Origin of the sequence: Crossiella sp. SN42, assembly GCF_023897065.1 — a bacterium.
In the GTDB taxonomy this organism is placed as follows: Bacteria; Actinomycetota; Actinomycetes; order Mycobacteriales; family Pseudonocardiaceae; genus Crossiella.
Map to the genome: position 1 here is coordinate 47,987 of NZ_JAMHIV010000002.1, position 24,841 is coordinate 72,827.

At 71.4% G+C, this 24,841-nt stretch carries 7 protein-coding genes; 2 read left to right on the forward strand and 5 right to left on the reverse strand.

The features are described from left to right. Positions 1–2 precede the first annotated feature (2 nt). The 3 genes from M8C13_RS03250 to M8C13_RS03260 form a co-directional block, all read right to left on the reverse strand. Positions 3–18,659, reverse strand: a complete 18,657-nt coding sequence (locus M8C13_RS03250) for a non-ribosomal peptide synthase/polyketide synthase (RefSeq protein WP_252478930.1) — start codon at positions 18,657–18,659, stop codon at positions 3–5. 96 nt (positions 18,660–18,755) lie between these two features. After that, positions 18,756–20,120: a serine hydrolase gene (locus M8C13_RS03255; RefSeq protein WP_252478931.1), complete on the reverse strand. Its 1,365-nt coding sequence runs from the start codon at positions 20,118–20,120 to the stop codon at positions 18,756–18,758. Between the two features lie 703 nt (positions 20,121–20,823). Then, entirely contained in the window at positions 20,824–21,309 is a 486-nt protein-coding gene (locus tag M8C13_RS03260; RefSeq protein ID WP_252478932.1) for a MarR family winged helix-turn-helix transcriptional regulator, read from the reverse strand. 94 nt (positions 21,310–21,403) lie between these two features. On the opposite strand from M8C13_RS03260, the gene M8C13_RS03265 reads away from it, so the two are divergent. Continuing rightward, entirely contained in the window at positions 21,404–22,582 is a 1,179-nt protein-coding gene (locus tag M8C13_RS03265) for a glycosyltransferase (RefSeq protein WP_308202765.1), read from the forward strand. Between the two features lie 186 nt (positions 22,583–22,768). Next, positions 22,769–23,473, forward strand: a complete 705-nt coding sequence (locus M8C13_RS03270; protein WP_252478934.1) for a response regulator transcription factor — start codon at positions 22,769–22,771, stop codon at positions 23,471–23,473. Positions 23,474–23,548: 75 nt separating this feature from the next. On the opposite strand, the gene M8C13_RS03275 is transcribed toward M8C13_RS03270, so the two are convergent. After that, complete coding sequence (locus M8C13_RS03275) at positions 23,549–23,755, reverse strand: hypothetical protein (protein WP_252478935.1); 207 nt, start codon at positions 23,753–23,755, stop codon at positions 23,549–23,551. Positions 23,756–23,896: 141 nt separating this feature from the next. Further along, the gene (locus tag M8C13_RS03280; RefSeq protein ID WP_252478936.1) at positions 23,897–24,754 is read right to left on the reverse strand and encodes an NAD(P)-binding domain-containing protein; all 858 of its coding nucleotides are present in this window, start codon (positions 24,752–24,754) and stop codon (positions 23,897–23,899) included. Positions 24,755–24,841: the final 87 nt, after the last annotated feature.

Below are 24,841 nucleotides of genomic sequence, written 5' to 3' on the forward strand. Positions count from 1 at the left end.
CTTCAGAGTTCGCTGTCGGTGCCGTCACCGAAGGCGAGGCGCTCGAGTTCGGCGAGGACCTTCTCCTCCACCAGCTCAGCCAGTCCGGCGACCGTGCGGGCGGTCAGCACGTCCTTGGGCGTGAGGGCGAGGTCGAAGGCGTCCTTGGTCTTGGCGGTGATCTGCAGGCTGCGCACGGAGTCGCCGCCGAGGTCGAAGAAGCTGTCCTCGATGCCGACCCGGTCCAGGCCGAGCACCTCGGCCCAGATCTCGGCGAGCACCTGCTCGGTCTCGGTCTCCGGCGCGACATAACCGGTCTGGCCGACCAACCCGGCGGTCGGCGCGGGCAGTGCGCGGCGGTCGAGCTTTCCGTTGGGTGTCAACGGCAGCGCGTCCAGGGTGACGAAGGCGGCCGGGACCATGTAGTCGGGCAGTCGCCCGGCCAGCGTCGCGCGCAGCTCCGGCACGCTCGGGATCTCTCCCACCAGGTAGGCGACCAGGCGCTTGGCCCCGTCGTCCGCCCTGGCGATGACCACCGCTTCGGTGACGCCCTCCTGTTGGCGCAGCAGGGCTTCGATCTCGCCCGGCTCGATCCGGAAGCCGCGGATCTTGACCTGCTGATCGGCCCGGCCGAGGAACTCCAGCTGCCCGTCCGCGCGCCAGCGGGCCAGGTCACCGGTGCGGTACATCCGCTCGCCTGGCACGCCGAACGGGTTGGGCGGGAAGCGGTCCGCGGTCAGGCCGGGCCGGTTCAGGTAGCCGCGGGCCAGGCCCGCACCAGCGACGTACAGCTCACCGGGCACACCGACCGGGACGGGGTTGAGGTCGGCGTCGAGCAGGTGCACCCTGGTGTTGCGGATCGGCCGGCCGATTGGCGGATTCCCGCCAGGGGTCAGCGGATCGCTCCACGTGGTGACCACAGTGGACTCGGTCGGACCATAAGAGTTGATCATCCGGCGGCCGGGTGCCCACCGGTTGACCAGCTCCGCGGTGCAGGCGTCGCCACCGACGACCACGGTGCGGAAGTCCGGCAGTGCAACGCCTTCCGGGATGGTGGCCAGCGCCACCGGCGGGATCAGCGCGTGGGTCACCCGGTGCTCCGCCAGCACCTCGGCCAGGTGCTCGCCGAGCAGTGAGCCTTCCGGCGGCACCACCAGCGCGGCCCCGGCGGGCAGCGACATGCAGAGTTCGAGCACCGAGGCGTCGAAGCTGGGCGAGGAGAACTGGAGCACCCGGTCACCTGGACTCACTTGGTAGTGCTCGATCTCGGCGGCGGAGAAGCTGGCCAGCCCGGCATGGGTGACCACCACACCCTTGGGTTTGCCGGTGGAGCCGGAGGTGTAGATGACGTAGGCGGGGTGTTCCGGGCGCAGCGGCGCGATCCGGTCCGCGTCGGTCGGGGCGTGCGTGCTGGTGCCCTGCTCGGCCAGGAACTCCTGGTCGATGACCAGCACCGGCTTGGCGTCGGTGAGCATGAACTCGATGCGCTCCGGCGGGTAGTTCGGGTCGACCGGCAGGTAGGCGCCACCGGCCTTGAGCACCGCGAGCTGGGCGATCACGATCTCTGCCGAGCGCGGCAGCCGCAGCGCGACGATGGTCTCCGGGCCGACGCCGAGCCCGATCAGCCGGTGCGCCAACCGGTTCGCCCGCTGCTCCAGCCCGGCGAAGGTGATCTCTCCGTCCCCGACGATCAGCGCGGTCGCCTCGGAGGTCCGCTCGACCTGGGCCTGGAACAGTTCCGGGAACACCGTCGGCGCGGTGTCGTGCGCGGTGTTGTTCCAGGCGGCCAGCTGCTCACGTTCGGCAGCGCCGAGGATGTCCAAGCGGGCCAACGGTTCCGCGTTGTCGGCGGCCAGGCCGCGCAGCACCTCGGTGAGATGTCCGGCCATCCGCGCGATGGTGCCGGGCTCGAACAGGTCCGGGTCGTAGCCGAACTCCAGGTGGAACTGCTTGCCGGGCGAGACGACCAGGCTGATCGGGTAGTTGGTGGTCTCGATGGCTTCCAGCTCGCGGACGCCGAGGCCGTTGGCGGCGGCCACCTCGTCGTTGATCGGGTAGTTCTCGAAGACCACGATGCTGTCGAACAGCTCGGTGCCGCCCTCGACCTGGCTCCAGGACTGGAGCTGGGACAGGGCCACGAAGTCGAACCGCCGCGACTCGGCCTGCGCCGCCTGGAGCTCTTGCAGCCACGCAACCGGGTCGGCGGCCGGGTCGACGGTGAGCCGGACCGGCAGGGTGTTGATGAAGATGCCGGTGATGTCCTCACCGCCGGGCAGATCCGCCGGGCGGCCGGAAACCGTTGCGCCGAAACAGACATCGCGCTGTCCGCTGTACCGCGACAGCAGCAGGGCCCACGCGCCCTGCACCACCGCGTTGAGGGTCAGCCGGTGCCGCTTGGCGAACTCGTACAGCTTGCTCGCCTCGGTCTCCTGGAGCGCGAAGCCGGTCCAGGTGGAGGAGCGGGTGTTGTGACCGGCGGGCCTGGGCTGGTCCAGCGGCAGCGGGGTCGGGGTGTCGAACCCGGCGAGCACCTCCCGCCAGTACCGCTCGGCCTGGGTGTGGTCCTGGGCGTCGAGCCAGCGCAGGTACTCGGCGAACGGGCGGCGGCTGGGCAGCGCGTGCCCGGCATGGGCGGCGAAGACGTCGGAGAGCACCTGGAAGACGCTCCAGCCGTCCAGCAGCACGTGGTGGAAGGTCCACACCACCTGCACCGAGCTCTCGGAGAGCCGGGCCAGGGTGACCCGCAGCAGCGGAGCCTCGGTCAGGTCGAGCCCGGTGGCGCGGTCGCGCTCCAGCAGCTCGGCCAGCGCGGCCTTCCGGTCCTTTTCGGACAGTGCGGTCCAGTCCAGATGCGTGACCGGCACCTGCACCTTGGCCTGCACGACCTGGAGTGGAGTCGGCACGCCGGACCAGACGATCCGGCTGCGCAGCACCGGGGTGCGGTCCACCACCTGCTGCCAGGCGGCGGCCAGGCGGTGCGGGTCGGTGACGCCGTCGAGCACGAACTTGGCCTGCTCGAAGTAGACACCCTGTTCCTGCTGGGACAGCCCGTGGAAGACCATGCCGGCCTGCATCGGGGTCAGCGGGTAGATGTCCTCCACCTCACCACCGGCCAACCTGTCCACTGTGGACTGATCGAGCTTGGCCAGCGGGAAGTCCGAGGGCGTGCGGCCACCCGCGCCGGGCTGGGCGCAGTGCTCGATGATCTCGCGCAGGGCCGCGCGCAGCCGGTCGGCGAGACTGCTGACGGTGGCCTCGGTGTGCAGGTTGGCGGAGTAGAACCAGGTGAGCTGGAGGCGTTTCTCCGCCACCGCCCCGACGATGTCGAACACCCGGTCCCGCTCGCCGCCGAGGCTGACATCGGACTGGATGCCGCTGCTGCCCCGGACCAGCCCGCCCCCGGTGCCGGACTCGAACTGGCCGAGGTAGTTGAAGCTGACCGGCGCCGGCGCGGGCGCGACAGCCGGCAGCCGATCGGTTAGCCACCGCAGCGCCCCGTACCCGAGCCCGCGCCCGGGAATCGCCCGCAACTGCTCCTTCACCGACTTGAGAGTGGTCGACCACTCACAGTCCGGCGTGGACAGCGCGACCGGGAACATGGTGGTGAACCAGCCAACCGTGCGAGAGAGGTCCACCCCGGCGAACAGGTCCTCGCGGCCGTGCCCCTCCAGGTCGATCAGCAACCGGTCCCGCCCGGTCCACTCGGTGAACACCCGCCCGAGCGCGCTCAGCAGGACGTCGTTGATCTGCGTGCGGTAGACCGGCGGCACGTCCTGGAGCAGGGCGCGGGTGTCAGCCTCGTCGAGCTCCACGGTGACGGAGGCGGTGGAGGCGGTGGTGTTGGGACCGGTGGCGTCTCTTGGAATATTCGTTTCAAGGTTAGCGCTGGTCCAGTGCGCGATCTCGTGGTCGAAGCCACCGGCGCGAGCGTGCTCGGCAAGGCGGTGGGACCAGTCGCGGAAGGAGGTGGTCTTGCGTCCGATGTGGACGGTCTGACCGGTGACGGCTTGGCGGTAGGCGGTTTCGAGGTCTTCGAGCAGGATGCGCCAGGAGACGCCGTCGATGGCGAGGTGGTGGATGCACAGGTGTAGTTGGGTGCCGGTGCGGTGGGCGCGGAGCAGGGGGGCCGGGCCGCTGAGGTCGAAGGCGCCGAGGGTGTGAGTGGTCAACCACTCAGGCTCGGTGGCGGGTGGTGCGGGGGTTTCGGCAGTGCTGGCGAGGGGGTTGGTGGGGGTCGAGACGGCGGGAATCGCGGCGGTTGCGGCCGTCGCGGGGGCGGGAGTCGCGGCCGTCGCAGCCGTCCCGGCCATCGCAGCCGTCCCGGCCGTCCCGGCCATCGCAGCCGTCCCGGCCGTCCCGGCGGTCGCAGCCGTCTCGGCAGGCGCAGCTGTCGCAGCCGTCTCGGCGGGGTCGGCTGTCGCAGCGGTCCCGGCGGAGGCAGCAATCGCAGCCGTCGTAGACGTCCCGGCAGCCGCAGCCGTCGCGGCGGTGGCGGCAGTGGCGGCGGTCGAGACGGCAGGGGTCGCGGCGGTCGCTGCCGTCCCGGCGGAGGTGACAGTCGCAGCCGCCAGGCCCGAGGTCGCAGTCGCGGCACCGGCGGGAGTGCCAGTCGCGGCCATGAGGCTGGCAGCGGTCGGAGCCTCAGCGGCCGCAGTCGAAGCGGTCGCGGCGGACGTGGCTGCCCGGCCGTCGAGCGCCGGCGCGTCGAGCGCCAAGGCCGCGTTGGCTGCCGCGACCGAGTTGTTGTGTTGCCGCCACCCGCCCGCCTCCCGGGTGAAGCTCAACCGGAGCGCGTCGTGGTGCCGGATCAGCTCGGCCAGCGCCACCCGCAGCGCCGCCTCGTCCACCTCCGGGTCCAGCTCCAGTGTCATCGCCTGGTTGAAGTGCCCCGGCTCCGGCGCTCCGGCGAAGAACCAGTGCTGGATCGGGGTGAGCGGCACCTCGCCGACGACCTCGCCCTGTTCCGCGGTGTCCGGTTCGGCCTCGGCGACCAGCATCGCCAGCTCGGCGACCGTCTGGGCGCGGAACAGGTCTCGCGGCATCAGGCCCAGGCCTGCTTGGCGGGCGCGGGAGGTGACCTGGATGCTCAGGATCGAGTCGCCGCCCAGGGCGAAGAAGTTGTCCTGGGCGCCGACTCTGGGCAGGCCGAGGACTTCGGCCCAGACCTGGGCGAGGGTCTGCTCGGTCTCGGTGCGGGGGGCTACGTAGCCGGTTTGGGCCAGGGCGGCGAAGTCGGGGGCGGGCAGGGCGCGGCGGTCGAGTTTGCCGTTGCGGCTCAGGGGGAGGTGATCGAGCAGGAGGAAGGCGGCCGGGACCATGTAGTCGGGGAGTTGGGCGGCCAAGGTGTCCTTGATCTTGACCGGATCCAGGCCGGTGCCGACCAGGTAGGCGACCAGGCGTTTGACGCCCTGGTCGGTGCGGGCCAGGACCACGGCCTCGGCGACGCCGGGCTGGGTGGTCAGCAATGCCTCGATCTCGCCGAGCTCGATGCGGAAGCCGCGGATCTTGACCTGTTCGTCGGCCCGGCCCACGAACTCCAGCACACCGTCGGCCCTCCAGCGGACCACGTCGCCGGTGCGGTACATCCGCGTGCCCGCCGGGCCGAAGGGGTTGGCCAGGAAGCGGTCTGCGGTCAGGGCGGGGCGGTTGAGGTAGCCGCGGGCCAGGCCCTCGCCTGCCAGGTGCAGCTCGCCGGCGATGCCGGGCGGGACCGGGTTCAGGTCCGCGTCGAGCACGTAGGCCCGCATGTTGTCCTGCGGGCGGCCGATCGGGATCTGGGCCGGCACCTCGCTGCCCGCCGGAATGCGGTGGTGGGTGGCGAAGGTGGTGGTCTCGGTGGGGCCGTATCCGTCCACAACGGACAGTCCGGGGCAGGCGGCCAGCACCCGGCGGACCGCGCCGGCCGGGACCACGTCGCCGCCGGTCCAGACCTCGCGGAGGCCGTGCAGGCAGTCCGGGGCGTCCTGGGCGAGCAGGCGGAACAGGCCCGCGGTGAGCCAGAGGCCGGTGATGCCGTGCTCGGAGACCAGGCGGCGCAGGGTGTCCACGTCCAAATCGCCTGCGGGGGCGACGATCACGCGGTCGCCGTTGAGCAGCGGCACCCACAGCTCGTAGGTGGCGGCGTCGAAGGCGGTGGGCGAGTGCAGCAGGACCCGCTCGTGCGCGCCGCCGCGGAAGCAGCGGTCGTGGGCCAGTGCGAGCACGTCCCGGTGCCGGACCGCCACGCCCTTGGGAGTGCCGGTGGAACCCGAGGTGTACATGACGTAGGCGAGGTTCTCGCCGTCGACCGCGACCGCGGGGGGCTCGACCGGACCGTCCAGTGGCTCGTCGATGCGGGCCGTGTGTCCACTGTGGACCTCGGCGGCGGTGGCCGCCCAGTGGCGGTCGGCGAGCAGGATGGTGGCGCCGGACTCGGCGAGCACCAGGCGGAGGCGGTCGGCGGGGGCGCGCAGGTCGAGTGGGACGTAGGCGCCGCCTGCCTTGACGATGGCCAGTTCGGCCACGACCAGCTCCGGGGAGCGCTCGGCGAGCAGACCGACCGGCTGGTCGGGGCGCAGGCCGAGGTCGAGCAGGTGGTGGGCCAGGCGGTTGGCCCTGGTTTCCAGGTCGGCGTAGGTGAGGTGGCCGCCGTCGAAGGCCAGTGCGACGGCCTGCGGGGTGCGGGTGGCCTGGGCGGTGAACAGCTCACCGAGGGACCCGGTGGGCAGCTCGGTGCCGGTGGCGTTCCAGGTTTCCAGGACGCGGTGGCGTTCGGCCTCGGTGAGCACCGGCAGCTGGGCCGGGGTGCGCTCCGGGTCGCGGGCGATGCCGGTGAGCAGCAGGGCCAGGCGGTCGGCCATGGCCTGCACGGTGTCCGCGTCGAACAGCTCGGGGTCGTAGTCCAGGGCGAAGGAGAGTTGCTCGCCGGGTGAGACGACCACGCTGAGCGGGTAGTTGGTCGGCTCCTCGTCGCGGGACTCGGCCATGGTCAGGCCGGTGGCGGCGATCGCGGCCGGGTCGAACGGGTAGTTCTCGAACACCACGATGCTGTCGAACAGGCCGGTGCCGCCGGGCAGGTTCAGCCAGCCCTGCAGCTGGGCCAGTGAGACGAAGTCGAACCGCCGGGACTCCGCCTGCGCCGCCTGCAGCTCGCGCAGCCAGGGCAGCAGCGGCTGTCCACTGTGGACGTCGACCCTGGTGGGGATGGTGTTGATGAACAGGCCCACCATCGACTCCACCCCGGTCAGCTCGGCCGGGCGGCCGGAGACGGTGGTGCCGAAGACGACCTCGGACTCTCCGCTGTACCGGGACAGCAGCAGGCCCCACGCACCCTGGAACACGGTGTTGAGGGTGAGTCCGCCGTGCTGGGCCACCTCGCGCAGCCGCGCGGTGTCCGCGCTGGTCAGCTGGGCCCGGACGGTCCCGGAAGACGCGGCGCGGTGCGCCTCCCGGGACTGCCGGTCGAACGGCAACGGCGTAGGAGTGCTGAAGCCGTCGAGTGCCTGCCGCCAGTACTCGGCGGCCTGGTCGGCGTCCTGCTGGGACAGCCAGTCGAGGTAGTCGCGGAACGGCCTGCGGGACACCGGCTCCAGGGCGGGGCCGCCGGTGAGCGCGGCGTAGCGGGCGCACACCTCACCGAAGGCCTGCGCGGCGCTCCAGCCGTCCAGCAGCACGTGGTGGAAGGTCCAGACGAGCAGGACCTCGTTGTCCGACAGGGTGATCACCGCGATGCGCAGCAGCGGCGCGGTGGCCAGGTCGAAGCCCTGGGCGCGGTCCTGGTCAAGCAGCTCGCGCAGCGCGGTCTCGGTGTCGGTCCGCCCGGTCCAGTCCAGCAGGCGGATGGGGACCGTGACGGCGCTGGGCACGATCTGGAGGGGTTCGGTGACGCCCTCCCAGACGATCCGGCTGCGCAGCACCGGGTTGTGGTCCACGGTCTGCTGCCAGGCGGCGGCGAAGGCGGCCGGGTCGGTGACGCCGGTGAGCCGCAGCTGCACCTGGTTGAAGTAGGCGGTGCTCGCCTCACCCATCAGGCTGTGGAACACCATGCCGGCCTGCATCGGGGTCAGCGGGTAGATGTCGGCGACCTCGGTGCCATCGCCGACCAGTCTGTCCACTTCGGACTGGGAGATGCGGGCCAGCGGGAAGTCCGACGGGGTGCGGCCACCCGCGCCGGGCTCGGCGCAGTGCGCCACCAGCTCGCGCAGCGCGGTGGCGAACCGCTCGGCGAGGTCGCGGACCGTGGACTCGTTGTGGCAGCCCTCGGCGTAGGCGAAGGTGAAGGTCAGCCGCCGGGACTCGACACTGCCGATGACGTCGAGCAGGTGCGGGCGCTGGTTGGCCGGACCGGCCTCGCCGCCGAGGCCCTCGGGCAGTCCGGCGATCAGGCCGTCCGTCCCTTGTGGACGGTCGAACTGGCCGAGGTAGTTGAAGCTGACCAGCGGCGCGGGCTGGGCGGGCAGGCGGTCGGTGAGGTGGCGCAGCACGCCGTAGCCGAGGCCGCGGCGCGGGATCGCGCGCAGCTGCTCCTTGACCGCCTTGAGCGCCTCGCCCCAGCCGAGGCCGCGGTGGCCGGGCAGGGCGATCGGGAACATGGTGGTGAACCAGCCGACCGTGCGGGACAGGTCGATGTCGCCGCCGAGGTCCTCCCGGCCGTGGCCCTCCAGGTCGAGCAGCACCCGGTCCCGGCCGGTCCACTCCCCCAGCACCCGGCCGAGCGCGGTGAGCAGCACGTCGTTGACCTGGGTGCGGTAGACCGGCGGCACGTCCTGGAGCAGCGCGCGGGTGGTCTCCTCGTCCAGCTCGACGGTCAGGTTCCGGCCGCGGGCCACGGTGTTCTCGCCGGTGCCGTCGACCGGGATGGCCGGGTCGGCGCTGATGCCGGTCCAGTAGGGCAGTTCCGCGTCGAACTCGCCGTCCTGGGCCAGTGCGGTCAGCTTCCGGGCGAAGTCGCGGAAGGAGGTGGTCTTGGCCGCGAGCCGGACCGGGTTGCCCGCGCGCAGCTGGCGGTAGGCGGTGTCCAGGTCCTCCAGCAGGATGCGCCAGGACACGCCGTCGACCAGCAGGTGGTGCACGGCCAGGAAGAGCTGGTTGTTGTCCAGCAGCACGGCCTTGAGCAGCGGGCCGTGTTCGAGGTCGAACCCGGTGTGGTCGGCCGCGCCGCCGAGCTGGAGCAGGGTGTCCGGGGCCTCGGCGTGCTGCTGCCTGCCGCCGGTGAAGCGCAGGCGGAGCGCGTCGTGCTGGCGCACCAGCGCGCACACCGCCTGGTCGAGCAGCTCCGGGTCGGGGCGCTCGGTCAGCTCGAGCAGCACGGACTGGTTGAAGTGCGCCGGGTCCGCGGTCTGGGTGGCGAAGAACCAGTGCTGGATCGGGGTGAGCGGGGCGTCTCCGGTGACCGGGCCCTGCTCGATGACCGGCTGGGTGGTCTCGGTGGCGGTGGCGGCCAGTCCGGCGACCGTGGGCGTGCGGAACAGGTCCCGTGGCATCAGGCCGATGCCGACCTGCCGGGCGCGGGAGACGACCTGGATGCTGACGATGGAGTCGCCGCCCAGCTCGAAGAAGTTGTCCTCCACGCCGACCCTGGGCAGGCCGAGCACGGCGGCGAAGATCTCGGTGAGCACCCGCTCGGTCTCGGTGCGCGGGGCCACGTAACCGGCGGCGGCGACCAGGCCCCAGTCCGGGGCAGGCAGCGCCTTGCGGTCGACCTTCCCGTTGGCGTTCAACGGAAGCGCGGTCAGCGGCACGAACACCGAGGGCACCAGGTAGTCCGGCACCGACTTGGCCAGGAACTCGCGCAGCTCGGCCGCGCCGGGCACCGGGTGGTTCTCCACCGGCACCAGGTAGGCGACCAGGCGCTTGCGCCGGGACTCGTCCAGCAGCACCGCGGAGACCACCTGGCCGAGGTGCTCGTGCCGCAGCAGGGCGTTGTCCACCTCGCTCAGCTCGATCCGGAAGCCGCGGATCTTCACCTGGTCGTCGGTGCGGCCGAGGAACTCGATCTCGCCGCGGTGGTTCCAGCGCACGGTGTCACCGGTGCGGTACATGCGCTCGCCGGGCGCGCCGAACGGGTCGGCCACAAAACAGGCCGCGGTCAGGCCGGGACGCCCGAAGTAGCCGCGGGCCACCCCGGTGCCGGCGATGTGCAGCTCACCGGGAACACCGGCGGGCACCGGGCGCAGGGTGCGGTCGAGCACGTAGACCCGCATGTTGTCCAGGGCCCGGCCGATCGGCAGCAGTTCCGGCACCGCGTCCGCGGCAGGCAGGTGGTGGTGGGTGGCGAAGGTGGTGGTCTCGGTGGGGCCGTAGGCGTCGACGGCGAGCAGGCCGGGGCAGGCGGCCAGCACCCGGCGCACCGACTCGGCGAGCACCACCTCACCGCCGGTCCACACCTCGCGGGCGCCGCTGAAGCAACCCGGATCCTCCTGCGCCACCAGCCGGAACAAGCCCGCGGTGACGAAGAGTCCAGTCACGCCGTACTCGGTGATCATGCGCCGGAAGACCAGCGCGTCCACGTCACCATCAGGGGTCACCACGGTGCTGCCGCCACTGAGCAGCGGGGTCCACAGCTCGTAGGTGGACGCGTCGAAGGCCAGCGGGGAGTGCATGAGCACCCGCTGGTGCCCGCCGTGGTGGAAGCGGCGGTGCCTGGCCAGGGCGAGGATGTCCCGGTGGCACACCGCGACGCCCTTGGGGATTCCGGTGGAGCCGGAGGTGTGCATGATGTAGGCCAGGTTGTCCGGCCGCACACTCGGCAGCGCCGCGCCGGCCTCGGGGTGTGGCCGGTCGGCACGCAGGATGTGTCCACTGTGGACTTCTTCGGCGGTGGCCGCCCAGGCCTGGTCGGTGAGCAGCACGGACACGCCGGTCTCGGTGAGCAGGCGGCGCAGGCGGGCGGCCGGGGCACGCACGTCCAGCGGCACATAGGCCCCGCCCGCCTTGAGGATGGCCAGTTCGGCCACGACCACGGCGGCGGAGCGGGCCATCAGCAGGCCGACCGGCTGCTCCACGTCAACACCCAGCTCGACCAGGTGCCTGGCCAGCTCGGTGGCGCGCTCATCGAGTTCGGCGTAGCTGAGGCTGCCCTCGTCGGTGATCACCGCGGTGGCCTGCGGAGTGCGCTCGACCTGTGCGGCAAAGGCTTCCGGGACGGAACCGTCGGGCAGTCCGGTCGCGGTGTCGTTCCACTCGAACAGCACCCGCTGCCGCTCGGCCTCGGTGAGCATGGGCAGCGCGGCCACCGGATCGTCCACGTGCGAGGGGAATCCGGCCAGCAGGGTGAGCAGGTGCTCGGCCAGCCGGTCCGCGGTGGCGGCGTCGAAGTGCGCCGGGTCGTAGCCGAGGCTGACCGCGAGCTCGCGGTGCGGGTAGGCGACCAGGGTGAGCGGGTAGTTGGTGGTCTCCACCCCGCGCAGCTCACGCAGGCCGAGGCCGTGCGCGGCGGCCGCGTCGTCGTCGAAGGGGTAGTTCTCGAAGACCACGATGCTGTCGAACAGGTTCGACCGCTCGGGCAGGTCGGTGCAGGCGCGCAGCCGGGGCAGCGGCAGGTAGTCGTGGCGGCGGGCCGCGGACTGGGTGTCCTGGATCTCGCGCAGCCACTCGGACAGCGACTGTCCACTGTGGATCTGGACCCTGGTGGGCAGGGTGTTGATGAAGATGCCGGTGATGTCCTCGACCCCGGCCAGGTCCGCGGGACGGCCGGAGACGGTGGTGCCGAAGAGCACGTCGTCCTGCCCGCTGTGCCGGGCCAGCAGCAACGCCCAGGCGCCCTGGACCAGGGTGTTCAGCGTGAGGCCGTGCCGCTGGGCGAGGGTGCGCAGCGCGCCGGTGGTCGCCGCGTCCAGTGAGCGGAGCACAGTGGCGGTGGACTCCTGGTGCCCGCCGCCCGCGGGCTGCCGGTCGTAGGGCAGCGCGGTGGGCTCGCCGATCCCGGCCAGCGCGGATCGCCAGTGCGCCAAGGCTTCCCGGGGGTCCTGGCGGTCGATCCAGCGCAGGTAGTCGCCGAAGGGACGGCGGGTCGGCAGCGGCTGACCGGCGTGCGCGGCGAAGACGTCGTTGAGGACCTGGAAGACGCTCCAGCCGTCGAGCAGCACGTGGTGGAAGGTCCACACCACCCGCAGCTCGGTGTCGCTGATCCTGGCCAGCGCGATCCGTTGCAGCGGCGGCTCGTCCAGCGCGATGCCGGTGGCCCGGTCCTCGGTGAGCAGCGCGTCCAGCTCGGCCTGGCGCTGAGCTTCGGTGAGCTCGCGCCAGTCCAGGTGCCGGACCGGGACGCGGACCTGGGCACGCACCACCTGCACCGGTTCGGGCACGCCCTGCCAGACGATGTGACTGCGCAGCACCGGCAGCCGGTCGCTGACCTGCTGCCAGGCCTCGGCCAGCCGCCGGGGGTCGGGGATGCCGTCGAGGCGGAAGGTGAGCTGCTGGAAGTACACGCCGGTGTCGCCCTGGGCCAGGCGGTGGAACACCATGCCGGCCTGGGTCGGGGTGAGCGGGTAGATGTCCGCCACGTCCCGGCCATCCCCAGCCAACATGTCCACAGTGGACTGATCGAGGCGGGCCAGCGGGAAGTCGGACGGGGTGCGGCCACCGGCGCCGGGCCGGGCGCAGTGGTCGATGATCTCGCCGAGCGCGGCGAGCAGCTCCTCGGCCAGGCGGCGGACGGTGGCCTCGGTGTGCCGGTCGGTGGAGTAGAACCAGCTGAACTCCAGGGACTTGCGGTCCACCCTGCCCACCACGTCCAGCAGGTGCGGGCGGGCGGCGGCCGGATCGGCGTCCAGGGCCAGCTCGCTGTGCAGCCCGTCGAACAGCGCGGTGGCCGGCGCGTCGAAGGAGCCGAGGTAGTTGAAGCTGATCTGCGGGCTCGGCGGAGCGGCCAACCGGTCGGTGAGCCGGTGCAGCGCACCGTAGGACAGGCCGCGGTGCGGCAGCGCGCGCAGCTGTTCCTTGACTCCCTTGAGCGTGGCCGCCCACTCACGGTCCGGTGTGGACAGTGCGACCGGGAACATGGTGGTGAACCAGCCGACCGTGCGGGAGATGTCCAGGTCCGCGAACAGCTCCTCGCGGCCGTGGCCCTCCAGGTCGATGAGCACCCGGTCCCCTCCGGTCCACCGGGTGAGCACCCGGCTGAGCGCGCTGAGCAGCACGTCGTTGACCTGGGTGCGGTAGACCGGTGGCACGTCCTGGAGCAGCGCGCGGGTCCGCGCCTCATCCAGCCGAACGGTCACCACTTCGGTGCTGGCCACGGTGTTCGGGCCGGTGCGCTCGACCGGGAGGTCGGTCTGGCCGTCGATCGCGGACCAGTACTCGGCATCGGCGTCGAAGCCACCGGCGGCGGTGTGCTCGGTGAGGCGGATCGCCCAGTCCCGGAACGAGGTGGTCTTGGCCTCCAGCCGGATCCGCTCGCCGCGGGCGGCCTGCTGGTAACCGGTGGCCAGGTCCTCCAGCAGGACGCGCCAGGACACGCCGTCGACCACCAGGTGGTGCACGGCCAGGAACAGCCCGCGCCGGCCGTCCGGCAGGTCGCGGATCTCCGCGCGCAGCAGGGAGCCCCCGTCCAGGGTGAGCGGCCCGCCGGCGACCGTGGTGTCCCCGATCGGCGCGTTGTGCTGCTGCCAGCCGGATTCGGTGCGCTGATACCGCATGCGGAGGGCGTCGTGGTGTTCGACCAGCGCGGACAGGGCCGCCTGTAAAGCACGGTCGTCGATGCCGTCGGCGAGGGCCAGGGTGAGGTGCTGGGCGAAGTGCTCCGGCCGCTCGGGCTGGATCTCGAACAGCCAGTGCTGGATCGGGGTCAGCGGCACCTCGCCGGTGACCGGCCCCTGCGCGATCCGGCGGGTGGCCACCGCGGTGACCTGCGGGGCCAGCGCGGCGATGGTCTGGTGCAGGAACAGATCGCGCGAGGTGAGCTGGAGTCCGGCGGCGCGGGCCTTGGCCACCACCTGGATGCTCAGGATCGAGTCGCCGCCGTGGGCGAAGAAGTTGTCCGTCACGCCGATCCGGTCCAGGCCGAGCACCTCGGCCCAGATGTCGGCGAGCACCCGCTCGGTGGCGTTGCCGGGGGCCACGTACTCGCCACCGGCGACCGCGGCCCAGTCCGGCGCGGGCAACGCGCGGCGGTCCAGTTTTCCGTTGGGGTTCAACGGGAGCCGGTCCAGTTGGAGCACCGCGGCCGGCACCATGTACTCGGGCAGTCCGCTGCCGAGGAAGGCGCGCAGCTCGGCGGAGTCCACCGGGGACTCGGCCACCACGTAGCCGACCAGGCGCTGGTGCCCACCGTCGGTGCGGGCCACCGCGACCGCCTCGGTGACCGCCGGGTGCCGCAGCAGCGCGGCCTCTACCTCACCGAGCTCGATCCGGAAGCCGCGGATCTTGACCTGATCGTCGGCCCGGCCCAGGTACTCGAGGTCGCCGTCGGCGTTCCAGCGCACCACGTCCCCGGTGCGGTACATGCGTTCACCGGGCGCGCCATAGGGGTTGGCCATGAACCGGTCGGCGCTCAGGCCGGGCCGGTGCAGGTAACCGCGGGCCAGACCGCGCCCGGCCAGGTACAGCTCGCCGGGCACGCCGATCGGCACCGGACGCAGGTTTCCGTCGAGCACGTAGGTCTGGATGTTGCTGACCGGCTTGCCGATCGGCGGCGTGCTCCGCTGCTCGCTGCCGTCGGAGTACCAGGCGGTGGCGTAGACGGTGGCCTCGGTCGGGCCGTAGATGTTGGCGATCCGCCCGCCCGGCAACGCGGCCTGGATCTCCCTGGTGGCGTGCGCGGACAGGCCCTCTCCGGCCAGCACCACGTGTTCGGCGGAGACGGTCACCGCGCCCTGCGCCAGCACCTGGGCCAGCGCCGAGGGCACCGCGCTGACCAGGCTGGCCCGCAACGGTTCGGCCCGTTCCTCCCCCAGTGCCAGCACGTTCGCCACCACCTCGATGCGGCCGCCCAGCACCAGCGGGCAGAAGATCTCGAACACCGAGACGTCGAAGTTGAGCGAGGTGGAGGCGACCACCGAGGACAGCGCGGCCGGGCCGAAGTCGCAGGCGGCCCAGGCGGTCAGGTCGGCCAGGCTCTCGTGCGCGATCACCACGCCCTTGGGGCGGCCGGTGGAGCCGGAGGTGTAGATGCTGTAGGCGGCGTGCGCCGGGTCCAGCGGGAGCAGGCGGTCCGCGTCGGTGATGTCCACATCGGACAGTGCGGTCAGCTCGTCGGTGATCCGGTCCAGTTCTTCGGCGGTGAGCACCAGGATCGGGTCGGCGTCGGCGATCATGAACTCGATCCGGTCGGCCGGGTAGGCCGGGTCGATCGGCAGGTAGGCCGCGCCGGACTTCAGGATGGCCAGCAGCGCGACGATGGTCTGCTCGGTGCGCGGCATGGCGATGCCGACGAACCGCTCCGGCCCGGCGCCCTGGCCGATCAGCCAGCGGGCCAACCGGTTCGCCCGCCGGTTCAGCTCGGCGTAGGTCAGCTCGCGGCCGGCGTGGGTGACCGCGACCGCCGCCGGGGTACGCGTGGCCTGGCGGGCGAACAACTCCGGGTACAGCGCGGGTTCCACCGCCAGTGCGGTGTCGTTCCAGCCACGCAGCACCTGCTGCCGCTCGGCACCGGTGAGCAGCGGCAGTTCGCCGAGCGGGGCCTCCGGGCTGGCCAGGATTCCGTTGAGCAGGACTTCCAGGTGCTCGGTGAGCCGGGCGATGGTGCTGCCGTCGAACAGGTCGGTGTTGTACTCCACCGCCACGGTCAGCCCGTCGGCGCGCGGCCAGAACTCGCACACCAGGTCGAACCGGGACCGCGGGCGCGGCAGGTCCTGCTCGGCCAGGCGCAGCTCACCGATGGCGCGGGGCCGCACGATCGCGTTCTGCAGCACCACCAGGGCCTGCACCAGCGGGGTGCGGCTGGCGTCCCGGTCCAGGCGCAGCTCTTCCACCAGGCGGTCGAACGGGGCGTCCTCGTGCGCGAAGCCGGCCAGCACGGTCTCCCGCACCTGGGCGAGGAACTCGGTGAACGGCAGCTTGCTGTCCACTGTGGACCGCAGCACCACGGTGTTGACCAGGAACCCGGCCAGGCGTTCCAGTTCGGCGCGGTTGCGGCCGGAGGTGGCGGTGCCGACCGCGATGTCGGACCGGTTGCTGTAGCGGGCGAAGAGCACCTGTACCGCGGCGGTGAGCAGCATGAACAGCGTGGCACCGCGCTCGCGCCCCGCCGAGGTGAGCTTGTCCACCAGGGTGGCCGGCAGCAGGTGGCGGTGCACCGCGCCGGGATTGGTGCGCACCGGCGGGCGCGGGCGGTCGGTGGGCAGCTGCAACGGCTCCACCCCGGCCAGCCGCTCCCGCCAGTAGGCCAGCTGACCGGCCAGTTCCGGGCTGTTGAGCCGGTCCTGCTGCCAGGCGGCGTAGTCGGCGTAGCGCACCGGCAGCTCGGGCAGCCGCGGCTCCCGGTGCTCGGTGGCGGCCGCGTACAGCTCGGCGAGCTCCTCCACCAGCAGCGACACCGAGGCGCCGTCGGTGACGATGTGGTGCTGGCACAGCAACAACACCTGGTCCTCGGCGGCCAGGCGGACCAGCAGGGCGCGGGTGAGCGGGCCGCGGCGCAGGTCGAAGGGCCGGTCCAGCTCCTCGGCCAGCACCGCCTCCAGGGTGGCCGGCCCGGCCTCGGCGGTGGCCAGCGGGATGACCGCGGTGGCCGCCACGACCTGCTCGGGCACGCCGCCGGACTCGGTGAAGGTGGTGCGCAGCGACTCGTGCCGGGCGGCCAGCGCGTCCAGGGCGCGGCGCAGCGCGTCGGCGTCCAGCGGACCGGTCAGGCGCAGGCCGACCCCGGTGTTGTACTCGGTGCCGCCGGTCAGGTTGTCCAGCAGCCACATCCGGTGCTGCGCCGAGGACAGCGGCAGCGGCCGGTCCACCGGCGCGGCCGGGATCACCACACCGTCCACAGTGGACGGTTCGGGCAGCGCGGCGGCCAGCTCGCGGATGGAGCTGGTCTCGAACAGCAGCCGGGGGGACAGCTCGACGTCGAAGGCGGCCCTGATCCGGGCCAGCGCGCGGAAGGCCAGCACCGAGTCGCCGCCGAGGGCGAAGAAGTCGTCGGTGACCCCGATCTCGGGCAGGCCCAGCACCTCGGCCCAGATCCCGGCCAGCGCCCGCTCGGTCCCGGTGCGCGGCGGGATCGCGGACTCCCCGCCGGGCAGCGGCCCGGTCGGCGCGGGCAGCGCGGTGCGGTCGAGCTTCCCGTTGGGGCTCAACGGAAGTGTGGCCAGCACCAGCAGCACGGCCGGGACCATGTGCGCGGGCAGCGTCTCGGCCAGCACGGTGCGCAGGTGCGCCGGGTCCGGCTCCTGTCCCTTGGCCGGCACGACGTAGCCGATGAGCCGTTTGAGGCCCTGGTCCTCGCGGGCCACCACCACGGCCTCGGCCACGGTGGGCTGCTGCCGGAGCAGGCTCTCGATCTCGCCCGGCTCGATCCGGAAGCCGCGGATCTTGACCTGGTCGTCGGCGCGGCCGCGGAACTCCAGGTCACCGGCGTCGGTCCAGCGGACCAGGTCGCCGGTGCGGTACATCCGCTCCCCCGGCGCGCCGAACGGGTTGGGCGGGAAGCGGTCCGCGGTCAGGCCGGGCCGGTTCAGGTAGCCGCGGGCCAGTCCGATGCCCGCGAGGTACAGCTCGCCGTCCGCCCCGGCCGGGACCGGGTTCAGCGACTCGTCGAGCACGTAGACCCTGGTGTTCTGGATCGGGCGGCCGATCGGCGGGATGCCGCCGGGGGTCAGCGGATCGCTCCAGGTGGCGACCACGGTGGACTCGGTAGGACCGTAGGAGTTGATCATGCGGCGGCCGGGCGCCCACCGGTTGACCAGCTCGGCGGTGCAGGCGTCGCCACCCACGATCACGGTGCGGAAGTCCGGCAGCGCAACGCCTTCCGGGATGGTGGCCAGCGCCACCGGCGGGATCAGCGCGTGCGTGATGCGGCGCTCGGCGAGCACCTCGGCCAGGTGGTCGCCGAGCAGCGGACCGGGTGGCGGCACCACCAGCGTGGCCCCGGCGGGCAGCGACATGCACAGCTCCAGCACCGAGGCGTCGAAGCTGGGCGAGGAGAACTGGAGCACCCGGTCACCCGGTTTGACCTGGTAGTGCTCGATTTCCGCGGCCGAGAAACCGGCCAGTCCGGCATGGGTGACCACCACGCCCTTGGGCCTGCCGGTGGAGCCGGAGGTGTAGATGACGTAGGCCGGATGGCCGAAGGCCAACGGGCACAGGCGGTCCGCGTCGGTCGGCGCGGTGTCCGGCAGGTCCTCCGGCGTCGCGGCCAGAAAGTCCTCGTCGATCACCAGCGCGGCCGCGGCGTCGGCCAGCATCAGCCGGATCCGCTCGGCCGGGTAGGCCGGATCGACCGGCAGGTAGGCGCCACCAGCCTTGAGCACCGCCAGCTGCGCCACCACGATGTCCACCGAGCGGGGCAGCAGCAGTGCGACGATCCGCTCCGGCCCCACCCCGAGCCCGATCAGCCGATGGGCCAACCGGTTCGCCCGGTGCTCCAGCTCGGCGAAGGACACCGTGCCCTCGTCGTCGAGCAGCGCCGGCGCCTGCGGGGTGCGGGCGGCCTGTGCCTCGACGAGCTGCGGCAGGGTCGCCTGCCTGATCGCGCACGCCACACCGGTCGGCTCAGTCGCGGTGAGTGACGACGGCAGGGCGTGAGCGGGCAGGGACACCTGGCGTGCGGACATGAACTCAAAACCTTTCAGGCACGGCAAAAACCGCGCCAGCAGACGGCGTATGCTGGGGCAGGGCGGAACTGCGGTGAAGCGGACCGGATCGCGCCGCTAACAGCGGCTGCTACCGACCTCACGCCGGGCCAGTCGGCCGGAAACCTGAATTCGATCGAGGACTCCGGTCACCGGGTCGCGAAGAAAGCGACCGGGGTGCACGAGTTGTCCCGATTCCCAGTCCTGCTGGGCGAACATGAGCCCTTCGTGCGGGGTGAGCCTGGCGACGATCTCGCCGTCGATGGCCAGTCGCAGCGTGGCGTCCTCGGCCGGGGTGACGGTGTACTCGGTGTCGCCGTTGCGGTAGCTGCCGAAGATCTCCGGCGGCACGGTGGCCCGCTGTCCCGGCACCTCCAGCCGGTAGCTGCCCACCTCGATGCCTGCCTCGGCCAGCTCCTCCACCAGTTCCGCCCACAGGCCGATGCCGGTGTTGCCGTTGCTGGTGAAGGCGATCGCCTGGCCGCTGTCGGCGTTGACCCGCAGGTGCGCGTCGGTGCCGTCGGCGTTGCCGTCGTGGCCCACCCACTCCCGCAGGCCCTCGCGCCAGACGCCGAAGCCGAGGCCCCAGCCGTCGGCCAGGCCGATCGGATCGGCTCCCGGCTGGATGCGGCGCATCTCCGCGGCCAGCTCGGCGGGCAGCAGTTCGGGCAGTCCGGTGGTCGCCGGATCCAGTTGCAGCAGACCAAAACGGAGCAGGTCCGCGGCGCTGATGGCGAGTGCGCCGGCCGGCGCCTCACCCAGCGCGAGTGACTGCACCACCGGCCTGGTGCGTCCGTGCGAGGTGTTGACCGCGTGTCCGCTGGCGACGTTCGCCGAGGTCAGCGGGTTGGGCCCGACCACGAACGACGGCCTGATGCCCAACGGGCGGAAGAGGATCGACTCGATCGCCTCCCACCAGCTCATGCCGGTGACCTCTTCGATGAGCCGTCCGACGACGGCGTAGCCGAGGTTGGAGTAGGAGAACCCGGCACCCGCGGGCAGCACCAGTTCGGGGGTGCGGCAGTGCTCGGAAACATAGCGGCGCAGGGACATCGTGGCAGCGACGGCCGAGTCCGGGCCGGAGGCCAGCCCGCTCGTGTGGCTGAGCAGCTGGCGCAAGGTCAGAGGAGCACCCAGTTCGGGCAGATGTTCGGTGGCCTCGGCATCGAGCTCGAGGTCATCGTCGGCCACCAGCAGCATCGCCAGCGTGGCGGTGAATGCCTTGGTGACCGAGCCGATCGGGAAGGCAGTGGCCGGATTTACCGGCTGTCCCCCACCGTAGCGCAGTTCGCCGGCCTGGGCCGTGTGGGTTTCCCCGTTGACGTGCACGGCGAGCTGAGCGCCGGGGACCTGGTGCTTGCGGACCAGGGTGGACAGGGTGCGGGACAGCCACTCGGCCTCAATGGTGACTTGTGCCACGCAGGCGTCGCGGTATGACGACATGGAACGACAGACCCCTCATCGGTGACATGACTCATCGGGCCGCGACTCCCGAAGGCAGATCAAACGCATAACGGGGGCAAGAATGCAACACGACCCCCCTTGGTCAATACCGCCAGACGGACTAGCGACCGCCAGGCGACAAGAGACCCCGCACACATAGGCCAACTATCAGTAAATAAATTGGGCCGAGAAGCACAATTGAACGAAACAAGATTGAGCCAAGCGGGTGCGTTTAGGTCCCATTTTCGGGGACAAAGCGGTAACTCTCCGAAGTCAGAACCACCCAGAGTGACGGTCATCTCGCCCGATCTTGTTCCTCTCTAGGCAACCGCCTGTCACTGTGACGATCGCGGCACGGCTGACCGCTAACGCATCAGTTTCGATCAGCACTGAAGCCACAGGGCACAGCGATGCGTGATTAACGGATTGACCTGGGCATTTCCGCTGGGCGGGCTGGCGGCATCATTCGGTGGGTTCGGACAGGGAAGCCCGTTGCCGCACAACTCGGCGGAGCGGATGGAGGGCGGGCAAGCGGGGACCAGCCACGGTGGCGTGCGCTTCAACCAGGTCCCGCAGCAGGCAGACGGGCCGCGGCGGTACGGCGTGGCGCCGTCCAGGATGGACTGCGCGCGGTCCGGGTGCACGTGCTGGCGCAGCGGGAACACCGGCACACGCAGCGCACGCGTCGGTTACCGACCAAGCTTCAACGCCCGGCCGACCGGTAGGTCAGTTCTCGCATCCGGGCCAGCTCGGCCGCGGTGTTGTCGCGCACCCGCTGGATGAACCGCAGCACCACCTGCAACTCGGCCTCGGTGAACTCGCCCAGGTCCCCCGCGGTGTGCTCGGCCAGTCGCTCGTAGTAGGCCCGCACTCTGGCCAGCCCCTCGGCGGTCGGCTCGATCAGCACCCGTCGCCGGTCGCCGGGATCCGGCACGCGGACCACGCACCCGGCCGTCGCCAGCCGGTCGATCATCCGGGAAACGGACCCGGAGGTCAGGCCGACGTGTGCGGCGAGACCGGTGGCGGTGCTGGGGCCGTGTTGGTTGAGGGCGTGCAGGCAGTCGAGGTCGGTGAGGGTGACGCCCATGTCGGCGGCGATCTCGGCGTTGAGCTGGGCGGTGGTGTTGCCCCAGTCCGGGAGGGCGGACAGGACCTGTTGAGCCGCTTTGCCCATGCGCTTCTTCGCCACACGGGGACGGTAGCAGCGATAACTGCGTGACACAATTACTGCGTCACGCAGATACTGTGTGGCGCAGTGACCGGACCGAGGAGGGTGTGTGCGGGTGTTGCTGGCGGCCATGGGGTCGCGGGGTGAGGTGCAGCCGGTGGTGGCGTTGGCGTTGCGGCTCAAGGAGATGGGCTGCGGGGTACGGGTATGCGTGTCGCCGGATCTGTGCGATTGGGTTGCGGGATGGGGGATTCCCGCGGCGCCGGTTGGGCCGCGGATGCGGGACAGGGGATGGGAGCTGAGCACGCCGGCGGGGCGGCGGCGGGCAGCGGAGGATGCCGTGGCGGCACAGTTCGCGGCACTCCCCGCGGCGGCGCGGGACTGCGATGTGGTGGTGGGGTGCGGGGCGGTGCTGGTGGCGGCGCGCTCGGTGGCCGAGTTGGCCGGGATCGGGTACGTGCACGCTGAGTTCTGCCCGGCCGCGCTGCCGAACTCGCGACTCGCGCCCGCGCCGTGGCCGGGGTGGCCGCGCGAGGCGGGTGAGCCTGACGAGCTGTGGGCGGCGGACGCGCGGCGCTGGAACGAGGTCTGGGGGCCTGTGCTCAACGCGCACCGGGTGGCTGCCGGGCTGACCCCGGTCTTGGCGGTGCGCGAGCACGTGCTGACCGAGCGGCCGTTGCTGGCCGCCGATCCCCTCCTGGCGCCAGGTGGCCCGGCGGCCCGCCAGACGGGTGCCTGGCTGTTGCCGGATGAGCGGGCGTTACCGGCCGACGTTGAATCCTTTATCCGGGCGGGCGAGCCGCCGATCTACTTCGGGCTCGGCAGCTACTCCGGGGTCGACGGCGCGGATGCCGGGCTGGCGATGGTCGAGGCGGCGCGGGCGGCGGGGCGGCGGGTGATCATCTCCCGTGGCTGGGCGGGTCTGGCGGGGCCGGGAGGTGCCGCTGACTGCCTGGTGATCGGCGAGGCCAACCACCGGGTCCTGTTCCAGCAGGTGGCCGCCGTGGTGCACCACGGGGGCGCGGGCACCACCAGCACCGCGGCGCGGGCCGGGGCGCCGCAGGTCGTACTTCCTCAGCACTACGACCAGCACTACTGGGCCAGGCGGGTCGAGGTGCTCGGGATCGGCGCGGAGGCTCCGGACCTGCGATCACTGGACCTCGCGCTGGGCAGGGCGCTGTGTCCGGAAACTGCCAGCCGGGCCCGCGAGGTGGCCGCCGAAGTCCGAGCCGACGGCGTGCGGAAGGCCGCGCAACTCGTGTTGACACGGAGTGCGCACGTTACCCCGGGATAAAAAGTTTGAAGCGAATACAAACGTGAATACACAAACGTGATACACTCACAAAAAAGTTTAGCGTTCACCCACGAAAAATCGTCGCGACCGGGGAGGCCAGGGCGAACGAGACCCGCAGACCATCGGAACACAAAATCTGTCCACCGCCAAGTCGACGAACTTGTACTCCGATCAGGGTGACACCCGATGTCATCCACCGCCATCGACCTCGGGAATGCGATGAACACTCAGCTCCAGGCTCACCACCTGACGCACACCAGCACCCGTGAATTCAAGGTCTACCTCATCGATCCGGACCCGGTCGTGGCCCAGGGGCTGCGCGCCGCGTTCTGGGACCAGTCCGACATCTACCTCTCCGGGTGGGCGGCCGGCTGGGAGCAGGCCGCCAGGGGTATCGCGGTCGAGACCCCGGACGTGCTGCTGGTCGAGATCGTCGCCACGGGTCTCTCCGGGGACGGAGTCGAGGTCATCCGCAAGGCGGCCAGGGTGTTCCCCCGGATCCCGCTGCTGGCCTTCTCCAATGACCGGAACCAGGTGGTCAGGGCACTGGAGGCGGGCGCGCGCGGGTTCGTGCTCAAGTCCTCCGGCAGTGCGGAGCTGATCAACGCGGTGCGCGGGGCGGGCAACGGCGGCACCCCGATCTCCACCTCGCTGCTGCCGCAGCTGGTGGCCAGGGTGCGCGACGGCGGCAGCACGCCGAGGCTGTCCGCGCGGGAGCTCCAGGTGCTGCGGCTGGTGGCCACCGGGAATCGCACCGGGGAGATCGCGCAGCGGTTGTCAGTGACCGAACCGACGGTGAAAACGTATCTGCAGCGCATGTTCACCAAACTCAAGGTCAGTGACCGCGGCGGCGCGGTACTGGCGGCACGAGCGGCCGGGCTGCTCCCTTAAGCGTAATACCGAGAAAACGGCGGCCTGGGCCGCTCCGGCGGCAAAACCGCGCGAAGCGACCCAGGACACGAAGCGTCACGCGCGCTGTTCGCTCTTTTTCATGGAGAAACTGGCCACCAACAGCGCGACGCCGAGCACCGCGACCACCACGTTGGCCGCGGGCTGGTACTCACTGAAGGTCCTCATCAGGAACCAGTCCTTCCCGTTGACCTGACGGGAGATGAAGGACCCCACCCCGTTCACCAGGGCGATCCACCCGAAAACCTCCAGCGTGACGCGCATGACCACTCCCCTGCTCCGCGACCCGTGACCGAGCCGCTGGACTTCCCTGCATTGCCTGCTCAACGCTAGGCAGCGGGGGCATGCGCCGGAGTCCTCAGCGAGGCGGATCCGGCCATCACCTGCCAGACGTAGGAACCGGGCTCAGGCGTCCTGCTTGCGCAGCACCTCGAAGATGCTGGCGAACCCGTTCTGGCCGTACCCGGCCTCCACCGCACGGCGGAAGATCGCCGCGACCGTGGCGGGCAGCGCGGTGTCCACGCCGGACTCCCGCGCGGTCTCCAGCGCGTGCTCGGCGCTGGCGGTGTTCATCAGCATGGCCGCGTCCGCGCCGGGGTAGTCGCGGGCGTCGACCTCCTTCGAGGTCTCTGCCATGAAGATCGGCCCGATGTCAGCGGCGTTGCGCGCGTAGGGCAGGTACTCCATCGCGCTGATCCCGTTGGCCTTGGCCATGGCCAGCGCCTGCACGTGCGCGGTCATGTTGGTCCAGAAGATGGTGGCCATGAGCTGGTAGTACAGCGGGGCCAGGCCCTGGTCCTCGCCGCGGTAGTCCGCCGCGGTGATGACCTCCAGGGTCTCCCGGTGCGCCTCGAACAACTCCTTGGGGCCACTGTAGAAACTGGCCGCGCCCTCGGTCGCGATCAGGTACGGCGGCACCTGCACACCGCCGGTCAGGTAGGCCGCGCCGTGCCCGATGGCCCACTCGGCCGCGGCCCTGGACTTCGCCGGGGTGTCGGAGCTGAGGTTGATCAGCACCACGCCGTCCAGGGCGTCGGTGGCCTGTTCCAGGATCGCGTACATCGCGGAGTGCTCGGTGAGGCTGAGGATCACCGGTCCGCCTGCCTTGAGCGCCGCGGCCACCGTCTCCGCGCGCACCGCGCCCTTGGCCACCAGCGCGTCGGCCTTGCTCGCGGTCCGGTTCCACACCGTCACCTGGTAGCCGCGGTCCAGGTAAGCCGCGGCCATGGCCTGCCCCATCGGCCCCAGACCCACGATCGTCACTGCCTTCCCCACAGGGATTCCTCCTCTAGAACGAACGCTCTACTTAGTGACTGGACCGTAGCACACACTAGAACGAACGCTCTACTT

Coding starts and splice junctions, on each gene's coding strand:
- M8C13_RS03250 (WP_252478930.1), bottom strand. CDS start 18,659: ATGTCCGCACGCCAGGTGTCCCTGCCCGCTCACGCCCTGCCGTCGTCA.
- M8C13_RS03255 (WP_252478931.1), bottom strand. CDS start 20,120: ATGTCGTCATACCGCGACGCCTGCGTGGCACAAGTCACCATTGAGGCC.
- M8C13_RS03270 (WP_252478934.1), top strand. CDS start 22,769: ATGTCATCCACCGCCATCGACCTCGGGAATGCGATGAACACTCAGCTC.
- M8C13_RS03275 (WP_252478935.1), bottom strand. CDS start 23,755: ATGCGCGTCACGCTGGAGGTTTTCGGGTGGATCGCCCTGGTGAACGGG.